Origin of the sequence: Streptomyces sp. NPDC046881, from assembly GCF_040645015.1 — a bacterium.
In the GTDB taxonomy this organism is placed as follows: domain Bacteria; phylum Actinomycetota; class Actinomycetes; order Streptomycetales; family Streptomycetaceae; genus Streptomyces.
This window is the reverse complement of record NZ_JBEYXJ010000035.1, coordinates 41,281-54,225: the sequence shown is the minus strand read 5'-3', so window position 1 is coordinate 54,225 and position 12,945 is coordinate 41,281. Positions and strand designations below refer to the sequence as shown.

The 12,945-nt window shown below is 72.0% G+C and carries 15 protein-coding genes; 10 read left to right on the top strand and 5 right to left on the bottom strand.

Annotated features, from left to right (window positions below):
* Positions 1-327 precede the first annotated feature (327 nt).
* The 5 genes from ABZ923_RS19040 to ABZ923_RS19020 form a co-directional block, all read right to left on the bottom strand.
* Positions 328-945: an RNA polymerase sigma factor gene (locus ABZ923_RS19040; RefSeq protein WP_361472791.1), complete on the bottom strand. Its 618-nt coding sequence runs from the start codon at positions 943-945 to the stop codon at positions 328-330.
* A 129-nt stretch (positions 946-1,074) separates the two neighbouring features.
* Positions 1,075-1,422 (bottom strand): hypothetical protein, encoded by a 348-nt coding sequence (locus ABZ923_RS19035; protein WP_361472841.1) that lies wholly within the window; start codon positions 1,420-1,422, stop codon positions 1,075-1,077.
* A 202-nt stretch (positions 1,423-1,624) separates the two neighbouring features.
* A complete protein-coding gene (locus ABZ923_RS19030; protein WP_361472789.1) occupies positions 1,625-2,200 on the bottom strand; it encodes a hypothetical protein in 576 nt (191 codons plus the stop codon).
* 92 nt (positions 2,201-2,292) lie between these two features.
* Positions 2,293-3,012, bottom strand: coding sequence for a DUF4328 domain-containing protein (locus ABZ923_RS19025; protein WP_361472787.1), 720 nt, complete (start codon positions 3,010-3,012; stop codon positions 2,293-2,295).
* Positions 3,013-3,164: 152 nt separating this feature from the next.
* Positions 3,165-4,775 (bottom strand): family 20 glycosylhydrolase, encoded by a 1,611-nt coding sequence (locus tag ABZ923_RS19020; protein ID WP_361472838.1) that lies wholly within the window; start codon positions 4,773-4,775, stop codon positions 3,165-3,167.
* A gap of 216 nt (positions 4,776-4,991) precedes the next feature.
* Here ABZ923_RS19020 and ABZ923_RS19015 point away from each other — a divergent pair, with 216 nt between their 5' ends.
* The 10 genes from ABZ923_RS19015 to ABZ923_RS18970 all read left to right on the top strand — a co-directional run bounded on the left by ABZ923_RS19015 (position 4,992) and on the right by ABZ923_RS18970 (position 12,936).
* A complete protein-coding gene (locus tag ABZ923_RS19015) occupies positions 4,992-5,567 on the top strand; it encodes a 2-oxo-4-hydroxy-4-carboxy-5-ureidoimidazoline decarboxylase (protein ID WP_361472784.1) in 576 nt (191 codons plus the stop codon).
* Between the two features lie 191 nt (positions 5,568-5,758).
* Positions 5,759-6,139, top strand: a complete 381-nt coding sequence (gene sdhC, locus ABZ923_RS19010) for a succinate dehydrogenase, cytochrome b556 subunit (protein ID WP_043195476.1) — start codon at positions 5,759-5,761, stop codon at positions 6,137-6,139.
* A 5-nt stretch (positions 6,140-6,144) separates the two neighbouring features.
* Positions 6,145-6,627, top strand: coding sequence for a succinate dehydrogenase hydrophobic membrane anchor subunit (locus ABZ923_RS19005; RefSeq protein WP_361472781.1), 483 nt, complete (start codon positions 6,145-6,147; stop codon positions 6,625-6,627).
* A gap of 19 nt (positions 6,628-6,646) precedes the next feature.
* Complete coding sequence (gene sdhA / locus ABZ923_RS19000) at positions 6,647-8,401, top strand: succinate dehydrogenase flavoprotein subunit (RefSeq protein ID WP_361472778.1); 1,755 nt, start codon at positions 6,647-6,649, stop codon at positions 8,399-8,401.
* On the top strand, positions 8,401-9,180 hold the full coding sequence (locus ABZ923_RS18995; protein ID WP_361472776.1) for a succinate dehydrogenase iron-sulfur subunit: 780 nt from the start codon (positions 8,401-8,403) through the stop codon (positions 9,178-9,180). Before sdhA ends, ABZ923_RS18995 begins: the two co-directional genes overlap by 1 nt.
* A gap of 119 nt (positions 9,181-9,299) precedes the next feature.
* On the top strand, positions 9,300-10,667 hold the full coding sequence (locus ABZ923_RS18990) for an FG-GAP and VCBS repeat-containing protein (protein WP_361472773.1): 1,368 nt from the start codon (positions 9,300-9,302) through the stop codon (positions 10,665-10,667).
* A gap of 89 nt (positions 10,668-10,756) precedes the next feature.
* A complete protein-coding gene (locus ABZ923_RS18985; protein WP_361472770.1) occupies positions 10,757-11,167 on the top strand; it encodes a VOC family protein in 411 nt (136 codons plus the stop codon).
* Positions 11,168-11,255: 88 nt separating this feature from the next.
* Positions 11,256-11,663 carry a hypothetical protein gene (locus ABZ923_RS18980; RefSeq protein WP_361472768.1) on the top strand — a complete coding sequence of 136 codons (408 nt, stop codon included), beginning with the start codon at positions 11,256-11,258 and terminating at the stop codon, positions 11,661-11,663.
* Between the two features lie 5 nt (positions 11,664-11,668).
* Complete coding sequence (locus tag ABZ923_RS18975; RefSeq protein ID WP_361472766.1) at positions 11,669-12,178, top strand: DCC1-like thiol-disulfide oxidoreductase family protein; 510 nt, start codon at positions 11,669-11,671, stop codon at positions 12,176-12,178.
* An 11-nt stretch (positions 12,179-12,189) separates the two neighbouring features.
* Positions 12,190-12,936, top strand: coding sequence for a TetR family transcriptional regulator (locus tag ABZ923_RS18970; RefSeq protein WP_361472763.1), 747 nt, complete (start codon positions 12,190-12,192; stop codon positions 12,934-12,936).
* Positions 12,937-12,945: the final 9 nt, after the last annotated feature.

The following is a 12,945-nucleotide window of genomic DNA, read 5'->3' as shown; positions in this document are numbered from 1 at the left end:
ACCCACCCACATCCCGAGCGCCCGGACCCGCGGGACCGGCCCCGGGCGCACACCCGCGAGCCGCCGCGGACACCCGGCGGAGCCCGCCGACCGCCACGACCGCCCGCCGCAAGCCGCCGGACGCCACCGGCGCACGTCCGGAGCCTCCGGTGCCGGCAGTCGCCCGTCCGGGACCACCGGCCCCGGCGGGCCCGCGCCGAGAGCCGTCGATCGCCGCGGGCGCGCGCCCGCCGTCACGAGCCCCGCGGGCTCCCGGAGCCGGGGCCCCCGGCCACCCCGGGCGCACGACGAGGGACGCCTGTACATACGTCCCTCGCCCGCTGTCGTTCATCCCGACTCACCCAGCGTCGGCGGATCCGCATCCGTCACACCGTCGGTGCCGAGTTGGCGGGCCAGGCGGCGCAGTCCCCGGTAGGCGGCGGTGCGGACGGCGCCGGGGCGCTTGCCGAGGACGCGGGCGGCGGCGGGGCCGTCGAGGCCGACGACCACCCGGAGCAGCACCGCCTCGGCCTGGTCCGGGGGCAGCCCGCGCACCAGCTCCAGCGCGCGTTCGGTGGACAGCGACTCCAGGGCCTGGTCGTGGGTGCTGTGCCGGCCGGGCAGTTCCAGGGCGTCCTGTTCGAGCTGGGCCGCCCGGGGCCGTACCCGCTGCCGGCGCAGGTGGTCCAGCGCGCGGTGCCGGGCGATGGTCGCGGTCCAGCCGCGGAAGCCGGCGCCGTCGCCCCGGAACCGGCCGAGGTCGCGGGCGATCTCCAGCCAGGCGTCGGAGGCGACGTCCTCCGCGTCGTCGCCGACCAGGCCCCGCAGATAGCCGAGCAGGCCGGGCTGCACGATCCGGTAGGCCACCGCGAAGGCGGACTCGTCACCGTCCTGGGCCCGCGCGACGGCCGCGCCCAGCTCCCCGTCCCGCGGCTGCGGGCGGCGGGGTTCCCCTCCCTGGCCCAAGACCGTCCTCGTTCGTGCCGAGTTCCTGGCCACTGCGTGGCGCCTCCGTCACGGTGCGACACGCTCCGGCCGTGTCTGCCGCCCTCCACGATCATCAGCGTCGGCCCCGACGGAAGTGTCACAGGCAGGTCAGCCGGAGGCGCTCGCGGTCGCGTCCCGGCACAGCAGCCGGAGCGAGCCGTGGCCGTCGTAGCAGCGGCGCGCCTCGTCGATGGGGTCCCACAGCCGGCCGTCGGGGGTGCGCAGCCAGTGCTCGCCGCCGGTCGCCCACCACTCGGCGCCGGTCTGCCGGACGATCACCTCGCCGGCGTAGGCGCCGAAGCCGCGCAGCACGCTCTCGACGGCCGCGTACGGCGGCCCCTCGCGGCGTATCTCCTCGATCATCCGGTCCACCCGCCACAGGCTCTGCGCCGAGTAGTCGAGCCGGACCCGCGCGCCCTCGCGCATGGTCGCCACCGCGTCCGCCGCCCACCGCACGGGCTTCGCCGCGGCGTGCGGCCGGGTCTCCTGCTGCGCTGTCCCGTACCGGGCCGTCACATGAGCTGTCACATCGGCTGTCACATAGGGAAGAGCGAGCCGGGGCGAGGTTCCGTCACCGGGTTCCGGGACGTTTCCCGAAACGTTCCGGAACCCGTCGCAGGACCACCCCAGGTCCGCCGCACGAAGGGCACAGGCCCGGTCATGCCCCCGGTTCCGCGGCGCTGCGCGCCCGGCGGGAGACCACCGCGCGCAGGATCCGGCGGCCCTCCACCGACACCTCGAGCGCCCCCCGCAGGCCCTGCGCGCCGTGCCCGGCGAGGAGTTCCAGCACCGCCGCCTGGCGGCGCAGTTCGGCGGCGACCAGCGGCGGCAGGTCGGCCGGGTCGCCCGCGCGCCCGGCGTCGAGGCCGTCCGCGCCCTGCGGGTCCGAGCCGTCGTCGGTGGCGGGGTCGAGCAGCCGGTGGACGCGCAGCGAGGCGACCGAGCAGGCGTCGGCCCAGGGCCGTACCGCGTCGGCGGTGCGCTCGGCCGGGGCCGACCGGAGCATCCGGCGGGCGAGCTGCGCGGCCTCGTCGGCGGGCTCCGCGGAGCCCAGCGCCTCGCGGGCCCGGGTCAGCTCGCCGGCCCAGTCGGAGTCGTCGGCGAGGCGCGCCCACAGCGGGCGCAGCAGTTCGTCGTCGCCGCCGAGCAGCGGCAGACACCGATCCAAACAAGCCAATCCGCTGGCGGCCAGTCCGCGTTCGTCGGCCTGCGCGATCAGGTCCACCAGGCTCATGCATGCCTCCCTCGCCAGGGCACCGACCGATACGGAGCCCGCACTTCCCCTTACTGCGCGCGACGGAGCGGGAGTGTCACAGCTACGGGTTTTCAGCCAAGCGCGGGGGCCGGCAGCTCCCCGGAGAGGACCTTGCGCTCCTGCATCCGGGTCAGCTGGACGACCACCACGACGGCCAGGACGGCGGCCGCGATGTCGAGGGCGTCGGAGAGCAGCATCGCCTTGGCGGCCTCCTTCAGTTCGTCCGCCGTCTCGGCGTGCCGGGAGCTGGTGTCCGCGAACCGGCCCACGAGGAGGCTGACGAGCCACACCGTCCACCAGGCGTTGACCGGGGAGTGTCCGGAGCGGGACCCCCAGGGGGCGCTGGCGTCCCAGCTGTCGGCGACGATCCGGCGCGGGAACCACAGGTTCACCACCGGGCAGAACCAGGCGCCGATGGTCCAGCCGCGCTTCATGCGGTGCCGGGAGGCGTCGAACACCTCGGCGTTCACCCGGATCCGCCACAGCCAGCACAGGTAGACGACGGCCGTGGCCACCAGCGCGACCCCCTGCGCGATGCCGGCGGCACCGTAGAGGGAGTCCGCGCGGTCCGCCCGGTCGATGACGTCGGCGCCGGTGACGCCGCTCGCCAGCTCGCCGGTGACGTCCATCTCCAGGAAGTCCGCGTAGCAGGCGAACAGGTCGGTGGCGATGACGAGGCCGAGCAGCAGGGCGGCGGCACGGCCGAGCGCGGCCGGTGAGCGCAGCCAGGCGCCGCCGGGCGGGGCCGCGTACGGCGGTGTGGGCATGGGCGCGGGCATGGGCGTGGTCATGAAGGAGTCCCCCGAGAAGACGAGATCCGAGATGGCGCGGCGCGCGCGGCTCTCCCCGAGCCGGCGCGCGAGTACTGGTGCCGGTGCGCGTGCGAACACGCGCGCGGACACCGGAACATACGGTCGGACGCCGTCGTGCGTCCACTCGGTTCTCAGCCCAGCCGGTTCGCCAGGTTCCTGAAGTCGGTCCAGGAGAGCGCCGGCCGGCGCGCGTCCCACAGCTTCTGCGCGGTGGCCCGCAGCGGCATCCGGATGCCCGCGGCGACCTGACCCTCCGTCTGCGCGTTCGGGCGGTCGGACCAGACCGCGAACGAGCCGCCGAGGATCTGCCCGTCGTAGCGCGCCGGGACGGCGGTGGTGCCGCGCAGCACCCGCGGGTTCCACTGCTCGTAGATGCGCTGTCCGGTCGGGTAGACGAAGGTCTGCGGCTGGCCGAGCACGTAGTAGAGGTACTCGTCGTTGTAGTTGAGCACCTTGCGGCCGGCGCTCAGGTACTCCGCCGGCGGCCGGGCGCCGATCTCCTTGCCGGTCCAGTAGGCGACCTGGAGGTCGCCCGCGGGCTGCACGGAGGTGCCGCGGAAGAAGCCGTCGTTCCAGGCGCGCATGGTCCGGTGGTGGGCGCGGACGGTGGCGGCGCGGTCGTCGAGCCAGCCGGTGGCCAGGTCGGCGACGGTCCCGTTTGCGCCGTACCGCTGCCGGGCGGCGGCCGCCAGCTGCGGGTAGGAGGCCTGCGGGTCGCGCACGGTGAGCGCCTGGTACTCGTCGCCGCCCAGGTGCCACCGGCCGCCGGTGAAGAGCCCGGCGTACTCGTTCAGCAGGTCGTCGACGAGCCGCCCGGAGGCCTCCTTGGAGATGTCGATCGCGCCCCTGGTCGCCACCCCGTTCACGTTGCGCAGCTGCAGGTCCGGGTGGGCGGCGAGGACGGCCCCCAGGTGCCCCGGCGAGTCGATCTCGGGGACGACGGTGATGTGCCGGCTGTCCGCCAGCGCCACGATCCGCTTGACCTGCGCCTTGGTCAGGTGGTCCCGGGAGACGATCTCCGGGTGGCTGCCGGACTCGATCCGGAAGGCCTGGTCGTCGGAGAAGTGCAGGCCCAGCTCGTTGTACTTCAGGTCCCCCAGCTCGCGTATCCGGTCCTCGATCCAGGCCTCGGAGTACGGCTTGCGCGCGATGTCCAGCATGAACCCGCGCACCGGCTTGGCCGGCTGGTCGCGGACGACGCCCTCGGGGGCCGTACCGCCGCCGTGGACCTCCTGCTTCAGGGTGCGGGTGCCGTAGAAGACGCCCGCCTGGCCGGGCCCGCTGATGTCGACCCGCCCGTTGCGGACGGTCAGGGTGTACGACTCCTGGTTCCCGCCCCCGCCGCCGAGCGCGAGCCGCACGTCGCCCGCCCGGACGTCGTTCTTCTGCCCCGCGTAGGCGAGCCCCAGCTCCCCGGCTATCAGCCGTCCCTCGTCGGCCAGCCCGGGGTCGCTCACCACCACCCGCTCGCCGCGCTGCGGTTTCCAGCCGGGGCCGCGCGCCGGGGTGTGGGAGCGGACCGCGGGTATCGTGCGCGGCGCCCGCGAGAGCGGGTAGGACCGGCTCGGGCCGGGACTGGCCGAGGCGGTCGCCGGCTGCCCCGGACCGGCCCCGGTGCCGGCCGGCCGCCCGGGGGAGGTCTGCCGCGCGCCGCTCTGCGGTGCGCCGCCACCTCCGTCCGCCGAGGCCCACACGGCGACGCCCGTGCCGAGCACGACCGTCCCGACCACCGCGGCGGCCATCACCGCCCGCTTGCGTATCACCTGTCGCGCCGAGCCCCGGCGCCTGAGCCTGTGCTGGGTCACCCTGCCAACGTACGACCGATCGCCGGATCATCTGTCACCCGGGCGGTCTCAAACTCTTCCGTTCGGGTGAAATTCAGGTATCGCTCGGACACAGCGTGACCACTCTCGATAACCTGACGCACACCTTTCACAGCATCCCCTGCCACGCCACATGTGACGCGAGGACCCACGCTGCCCGCCCACCGCCTGCCGTATCTCCCCACGCCCCTCGACGCCTTCAACACAGCCCGCGCCGACGAGGCCCGCACCCTGCTCCTGCACTGCCTGCACAGCCCGCGCTGGTCCGACCGGATCGCCGACCACCGTCCCTACCCCGACCTGGACTCCCTGCTGGCCGCGGCGGACGAGGCGGCCTACGACCTCTCCCCCTCCGACCTGGCCGAGGCCCTCGCCGGCGAGACCCTCCCGGAGCTCCCCGAGGACACGTACTCGGCGGCCCACATGGCCCTGGGCGCCGCGCACGCCGCCTACGAGGCCCGGTTCGGACACGCGTTCGTCATCTATCCGGGCGACGTCCCCCCGGACGAGGTCATCGACCACATCCTCGAAGCGATCCGGTCACGATTGGCAAACGATCCGGAGGAGGAGCGGGTGACGGCGGCGGAGGAGCTGCGGCGGCTGGCACGGGGACGGCTGCGGGCCCTGCTCAGCGGCGTCGAGCCGTTTTCGATTTGTGGCCACCGCCACGCGGGCGCTACCAGCGCAAACACGCCCACACCCGGCAAATAACCATCGAATCCGCCCCGGCGGCCGCGCCCGCTAGCCCAACCGCGTGCCACTTTGATCACACCGGTAGGCCCCCCGTAAGCACCACGGCGGCACGTGGATACCATGCAGAGGGCCGGTGGACCGTACCCGGCCGGGCCCGACCGACAGTGAAGCCGGCGCGGCCCTAGTCCCCGCTCCCGGAGGGTTCTTCCGTGCCGGCTGGAACGCTGTACCGCGGCCGGGAAGGAATGTGGTCCTGGGTGGCTCACCGAGTCACCGGCGTCCTCATCTTCTTCTTCCTGTTCGTTCACGTGCTGGACACCGCTCTCGTGCGTGTCTCCCCCGAGGACTACGACAAGGTCGTAGCCACGTACAAGACGCCGATCGTCGCGCTGCTGGAGTACGGCCTCGTCGCCGCCATCCTCTTCCACGCGCTCAACGGCCTGCGCGTCATCGCCGTCGACTTCTGGTCGAAGGGCCCGCGCTACCAGAAGCAGATGTTCTGGACCGTGATGGGTGTCTGGATCGTGCTGATGCTCGGGGCGATCTACCCGGTCCTCGGCCACGCCTACCGTGTCCTGTTTGGGAGCTGACGCCGATGTCCACGACTGAAACCGCGGCCTCCGGAGTCGGCCCCGTCGAGGGTGCCCCCGTCTACACCGTCGACAGCCCCGCCCCGGTCATCGAGGCGCCGCGCAAGCGCACCAAGAAGACCCCGAAGTCGACCCGGGGCAACTTCGAGCTGGCGGCCTGGCTGTTCATGCGCCTGTCCGGCATCGTCCTGGTCGTCCTCGTCATCGGCCACCTGCTGATCCAGCTGGTGCTGGACGGCGGCGTCTCCAAGATCGGCTTCGCCTTCGTGGCCGGCCGCTGGGCGTCCCCGTTCTGGCAGGTCTGGGACCTGCTGATGCTGTGGCTCGCGATGCTGCACGGCGCCAACGGCCTGCGCACGGTCATCAACGACTACGCCGAGCGGCCGAACTCCCGGCTGTGGCTCAAGGGCCTGCTCTACACCGCCACGGTGTTCACCATCCTGCTGGGCACGCTGGTGATCTTCACCTTCGACCCGAACATCCGCTAGGCACGGGGCTGCGAGAATCATGAAGATCCACAAGTACGACACCGTCATCGTCGGCGCCGGCGGCGCGGGCATGCGCGCCGCCATCGAGGCGACGAAGCGCAGCCGCACCGCGGTCCTGACCAAGCTCTACCCCACCCGCTCCCACACGGGCGCCGCGCAGGGCGGCATGGCCGCCGCGCTCGCCAACGTGGAGGAGGACAACTGGGAGTGGCACACCTTCGACACGGTCAAGGGCGGTGACTACCTGGTCGACCAGGACGCCGCCGAGATCCTGGCGAAGGAGGCCATCGACGCCGTCCTCGACCTGGAGAAGATGGGCCTGCCGTTCAACCGGACCCCGGACGGCACCATCGACCAGCGCCGCTTCGGCGGTCACTCCCGCAACCACGGCGAGGCCCCGGTCCGCCGGTCCTGCTACGCCGCGGACCGCACCGGCCACATGATCCTCCAGACGCTGTACCAGAACTGCGTCAAGGAGGGCGTGGAGTTCTTCAACGAGTTCTACGTCCTGGACCAGCTGATCACCGAGGTCGACGGCGTCAAGAAGTCGGCCGGTGTCGTGGCGTACGAGCTGGCCACCGGTGAGATCCACGTCTTCCAGGCGAAGGCCGTGATCTACGCCTCGGGCGGCACCGGCAAGTTCTTCAAGGTGACCTCCAACGCGCACACCCTGACCGGTGACGGCCAGGCGGCGGTCTACCGCCGCGGCCTGCCCCTGGAGGACATGGAGTTCTTCCAGTTCCACCCGACCGGCATCTGGCGCATGGGCATCCTGCTGACGGAGGGCGCCCGCGGTGAGGGCGGCATCCTCCGCAACAAGGACGGCGAGCGCTTCATGGAGAAGTACGCGCCGGTCATGAAGGACCTCGCGTCCCGTGACGTCGTGTCCCGCTCCATCTACACGGAGATCCGCGAGGGCCGCGGCTGCGGTCCCGAGGGCGACCACGTCTACCTGGACCTGACCCACCTGCCGCCGGAGCAGCTGGACGCCAAGCTCCCGGACATCACCGAGTTCGCGCGCACCTACCTCGGCATCGAGCCGTACACGGACCCGATCCCGATCCAGCCGACCGCGCACTACGCCATGGGCGGCATCCCGACCAACGTCGAGGGTGAGGTCCTGGCGGACAACACCACGGTCGTGCCGGGCCTGTACGCGGCCGGCGAGGTCGCCTGCGTGTCGGTGCACGGCGCCAACCGCCTGGGCACCAACTCGCTGCTGGACATCAACGTCTTCGGCCGGCGCGCGGGCATCGCCGCCGCCGAGTACTCGGCCAAGGCCGACTACGTCGAGCTGCCGGAGGCCCCGGAGTCCTTCGTCGTCGAGCAGATCGAGCGGCTGCGCACCTCCACCGGCAGCGAGCGGGTGGCGACCCTGCGCCGCGAGCTGCAGGAGACCATGGACGCCAACGTCATGGTGTTCCGCACCGAGCAGACGATCAAGACGGCGGTCGAGAAGATCGCCGAGCTCAAGGAGCGCTACAAGAACGTGGCGATCCAGGACAAGGGCAAGCGGTTCAACACGGACCTGCTGGAGGCCATCGAGCTGGGCAACCTGCTGGACCTGGCCGAGGTCATGGCCGTCTCGGCACTGGCCCGCAAGGAGTCCCGCGGCGGTCACTACCGCGAGGACTACCCGAACCGCGACGACGTCAACTTCATGCGCCACACCATGGCGTACCGCGAGGTCGGCGCCGACGGCTCGGAAACCGTCCGTCTCGACTACAAGCCGGTCGTCCAGACCCGCTACCAGCCGATGGAGCGTAAGTACTGATGGCTACCCCTGTTCTGGACAAGGCGGACGCGGCCGGCCAGCCCGAGCCCGGCTTCGCCGACTCCCCCTACATCACGGTCACCTTCCGCATCCGCCGGTTCAACCCGGAGGTCGCGGCGGAGGCCGTCTGGGAAGACTTCCAGCTGGAGATCGACCCGAAGGAGCGCGTCCTCGACGGTCTCCACAAGATCAAGTGGGACATCGACGGCACCCTCACCTTCCGCCGCTCGTGCGCGCACGGCATCTGCGGCTCGGACGCGATGCGGATCAACGGCAAGAACCGTCTTGCCTGCAAGACGCTGATCAAGGACATCAACCCCGAGAAGCCGATCACGATCGAGCCCATCAAGGGCCTGACGGTCCTGAAGGACCTGGTCGTGGACATGGAGCCGTTCTTCCAGGCGTACCGGGACGTCATGCCCTTCCTCATCACGAAGGACACGAACGAGCCCACGCGTGAGCGGCTGCAGTCCGCCGAGGACCGCGAGCGCTTCGACGACACCACGAAGTGCATCCTCTGCGCGGCCTGCACCTCCTCCTGCCCGGTGTTCTGGAACGACGGCCAGTACTTCGGCCCGGCCGCGATCGTGAACGCCCACCGCTTCATCTTCGACTCGCGTGACGAGGCCGGGGAGCAGCGGCTGGAGATCCTCAACGACCGTGACGGCGTGTGGCGCTGCCGCACGACCTTCAACTGCACGGACGCCTGCCCGCGCGGTATCGAGGTCACGAAGGCGATCCAGGAGGTCAAGCGCGCGCTGATCACGCGTCGCTACTGATCGCCGTACGCCTACGGCTCCTCGGGCCCCGTCCCCGGTCACGCACCGGGGGCGGGGCCCTCGCCGTACAACTGTCCGACCCCTTCGTGCGTCTCCTGGGTACGCGATCAAGGAGACACATGCGCACGCACAGAAAGCTCGCCGTGGCGACGGCCACGGCCCTGTCGCTCACCGGCGGGCTGCTCACCCTCGCGGCCGGTCCGGCCGCCGCGGCGACGCCCGCGAAGTACGCCGACGACTTCAACGGCGACGGCTACCGGGACTACGCGTCCGGCTGGGGCGGCGAGGTCACCGTCACCTACGGCACGGCGACCGGTCCCGGCCCGAAGACGGTCCGGTTCACCCAGGACAGCCCCAACATCCCCAGCAAGGCCGGAGACGCCGGGGGTTACGGCGACGGGTTCGGGAACCATGTCGCGAACGCCGACCTCAACCGGGACGGGTACGCCGACCTCGCCGTCGCCGACCCCACCGAGAAGGTCGGTACGAAGGCCGGGGCGGGCGCGGTCACCATCCTGTGGGGTGCCAAGGCGGGGCTCGGCGCGAAGGCCACGCGGATCCCGGCCAGGTCGAGCATCGCGTTCGGCGCGGCCCTCGCCTCCGGCGACTTCAACGGTGACGGCAGGCCGGACCTGGCCGTCGCCGACGACACGGGCACCCTCTTCGTCTACCGGGGCGGCTTCTCCCAGACCGGTACGACGGGCAGCGTCACCAAGCTGGAGGTCAGCCCCAGCGGCGCCCACGTGCTCGAGCCGAGCGAGATCGTCACCGGCAGGGTCACCAAGGACGGCGCCACGGACCTGTACGTGCTCGGCCAGGGCTACGAGAACGACAAGATGGTGCAGGCCGCGTGGTTCGTGCAGGGCGGCTCCACCATCAAGCGCGGCAAGTACACGACGTACAACGCCTCGCAGGTGGACTTCAGCGCGACCGGGGTGATCGCCGACTTCGACAAGAACGGCTACGGCGACCTGGCCGTCAGCGACAAGCCGTACAACAAGGGCGCGGGTGCCGTGGTGGTGCTGCGCGGCGGTGCGAGCGGCCCGACCACGTCCTACCGGCTGACCCAGTCCACCTCCGGAGTGGCGACCGCGGCCACGCGCAACGACCGGTTCGGGTACGCGCTCTCCGCCGGCGACACCAACCGCGACGGCTACCCGGACCTTGCGGTCGGCGTGCCCGAGGAGGAGTCCGGCTCGGTGCAGAACGCGGGCGGTGTGCACGTCCTGCGGGGCGGCAGGAGCGGCCTGACCGGCACCGGCTCCCAGTGGTTCACCCGGGCCACGGCGGGTGTGCCGGGCAGCCCGACCGAGTCCGAGATGCTCGGGCTGTTCGTCCGCCTGCGCGACTTCGACCGGGACGGCGACGCGGACCTGCTGGTCTCGGGCGACCTCTACCACCCGAGCGTGCTGCTGCGCGCGACCGCCAAGGGCATCACGACGAGCGGCGCCTCGGAGCTCGAGCTGGACCCGGCCTTCCCGCAGTGAGCCGCTGAAGGGTCCCCCGACGAGCCCCACCGGAGTCCGCTCCGGTGGGGCTCCTCGCTTCCCGGGACCACTGCTCTTAATGTGACGACATGTCAGACGAAGAGTCGTACGAACTGCTCGGTTTCGACAACGTGCTGCTCCCCGTCGGCGACCTGGCCGAGGCGGTCGCCTTCTACGAGCAGGCCGGGTTCGCCGTGGGCTTCCGGTTCGACGAGGCCGGGATCGCCCTGCTGAAGGTCGGCGCGGAGACGCCGGGCATCCTGCTGCGCGCCGAGGAGGGACTGCGGCACCGGCCGCCGCACTGGCCCTCGCCGCGGATCTGGCTGGAGGTGCCGGACGCGCGGGCGGCGGCGCGGAGGCTGGCGGCCCTGGGTGTCGCGCCCCTGGACGAGGTGTTCCAGGGGGCCACCGGCTGGACCGTGGAGCTCGCCGATCCGTGGGGGAACGTCCTCGGCCTCACGGACTACACCAAGCGCCCGGCGCTGGCCCGCCGGAGCTGACCCCCACCCCCGTGTTGAACGCGTTCAAAAACAGGTCTACAGTCATCCCTGTCAGCGTTTTTTGAACGCGTTCAAGAAGGGGTGGGGCATGGACCGCACCGTCATCGCCTACGTCATCTACCTGGTCGTCAGCGTCGCACTGACCGTCTGGGTGGCCCGCACGCTCAGCCGCAACGGCCGGATCTTCCTGGCCGACGTCCTGCGCGGCAACGAGAAGCTCGCGGACGCCGTCAACCACCTGCTGGTGGTCGGCTTCTACCTGGTCAACCTCGGCTTCGTGGCGCTGTACCTGGGGGACGACGCGACGATCGAGGACACCCGCGGCATCTTCGAGGCCCTGTCGACCAAGCTCGGCGTGGTGCTGCTGGTGCTCGGCGTGATGCACCTGGGCAACGTGTACGTGCTCAACCGGATCCGCCGGCGCGGGGTCATGGAGCGGGAGCAGCGGCCCCCGGTCGGCCCGCAGGAGTGGATCGCGCCGACGGCCGGGGCGTGACCGGCATGACCTCCGTGACCACCACGGACGGCCGGGGCGCCGCGGGCGCCCCGGTCCGCGCCCTGACCGTCCTGTACGACGCCGAGTGCGTCCTGTGCACCCACCTGCGCGGCTGGCTGGCCCGCCAGCCCCAGCTGGTGCCGCTGGAACTGCTGCCGGCCGGCTCCGCCGCGGCCCGCGCCCGCTTCCCGGGGCTGGACCACTCGGGAAGCCTGGAGGAGGTCACCGTCGTCGGTGACGCCGGGCAGGTCTACCGGGGCTCGCGCGCCTGGATCGTCGTCCTGTGGGCGCTGCGCGAGCACCGCCCCCTCGCCCACAGGCTCGCCACCCCGGCGGGCGCCCGGCTGGCCCGGGGGGCCGTGCTCGCCGCGGCGAAGTGGCGGGACGTGCGGCGGCGCGACGGACAGTGGGGCGGGCGGGCGTACCGGCGGACGGACGGCTGGTCGTACCACCCCCGTACGGGCTGGAGCTACTCCCCGCCGTCCGGCGCCGGGGCCGCTCCCGCCAGTCGTTAGGCTCTTCTACCGTGCCCGCGAAGAACGACGGCCCCGACGCGGCCGGCCCCCAGAGCAGCAAGTCCGAGCAGACCCGTGCGCTGATCCTGGAGACCGCGATGCGGTTGTTCCAGGAGCGCGGGTACGACAAGACGACCATGCGGGCCATCGCGAAGGAGGCCGGGGTCTCCGTCGGCAACGCCTACTACTACTTCGAGGGCAAGGAACACCTGATCCAGGGGTTCTACGACCGGATCGCCGCCGACCACCGGGCGGCGGTCCGGGAGGTGCTGGACCAGGAGACCGATCTGGAGGCGCGGCTCGCGGGCGTGCTGACCGCGTGGCTGGACATCGCCCGGCCGTACCACGAGTTCGCCGTCCAGTTCTTCAAGAACGCCGCCGACCCCGACAGCCCGCTCAGCCCTTTCTCGCCGGAGAGCGAGCACGCCCGCGAGCAGGCCATCAGCGTGCACCGGGAGGTGCTGGCCGGCTCCAAGTCCAAGGTGGCGCCCGAACTGCGGGACGTCCTTCCCGAGCTGATGTGGCTCTCCCAGATGGGCCTGGTCCTGTACTGGATCTTCGACCGCACGGAGGGGCGGGAGCGCAGCTACCGGCTGGCACGGCGGGGGGCCCGCCTGACCGCCCGCGGCGTCTCCCTGGCCCGCTTCCGGGTCCTGCGGCCCCTCGTCCTGGAGGTCCACGAGCTGTTCACGGACTTCCTGCCGGGCATGACGAAGGTGCTGCCGGATCCGGGGCGGGGGCGGGGGCAGGGCGAGTGATCGCTTCCG

What these genes read in the sequence shown, in the direction of transcription:
- ABZ923_RS19030 (WP_361472789.1), bottom strand. Translation starts at nt 2,200, where the DNA reads ATGAGCCTGGTGGACCTGATCGCGCAGGCCGACGAACGCGGACTGGCC.
- ABZ923_RS19025 (WP_361472787.1), bottom strand. Translation starts at nt 3,012, where the DNA reads ATGACCACGCCCATGCCCGCGCCCATGCCCACACCGCCGTACGCGGCC.
- ABZ923_RS19020 (WP_361472838.1), bottom strand. Translation starts at nt 4,775, where the DNA reads ATGGCCGCCGCGGTGGTCGGGACGGTCGTGCTCGGCACGGGCGTCGCC.
- ABZ923_RS19005 (WP_361472781.1), top strand. Translation starts at nt 6,145, where the DNA reads ATGTCCACGACTGAAACCGCGGCCTCCGGAGTCGGCCCCGTCGAGGGT.
- sdhA (WP_361472778.1), top strand. Translation starts at nt 6,647, where the DNA reads ATGAAGATCCACAAGTACGACACCGTCATCGTCGGCGCCGGCGGCGCG.
- ABZ923_RS18995 (WP_361472776.1), top strand. Translation starts at nt 8,401, where the DNA reads ATGGCTACCCCTGTTCTGGACAAGGCGGACGCGGCCGGCCAGCCCGAG.
- ABZ923_RS18990 (WP_361472773.1), top strand. Translation starts at nt 9,300, where the DNA reads ATGCGCACGCACAGAAAGCTCGCCGTGGCGACGGCCACGGCCCTGTCG.
- ABZ923_RS18985 (WP_361472770.1), top strand. Translation starts at nt 10,757, where the DNA reads ATGTCAGACGAAGAGTCGTACGAACTGCTCGGTTTCGACAACGTGCTG.
- ABZ923_RS18980 (WP_361472768.1), top strand. Translation starts at nt 11,256, where the DNA reads ATGGACCGCACCGTCATCGCCTACGTCATCTACCTGGTCGTCAGCGTC.
- ABZ923_RS18975 (WP_361472766.1), top strand. Translation starts at nt 11,669, where the DNA reads ATGACCTCCGTGACCACCACGGACGGCCGGGGCGCCGCGGGCGCCCCG.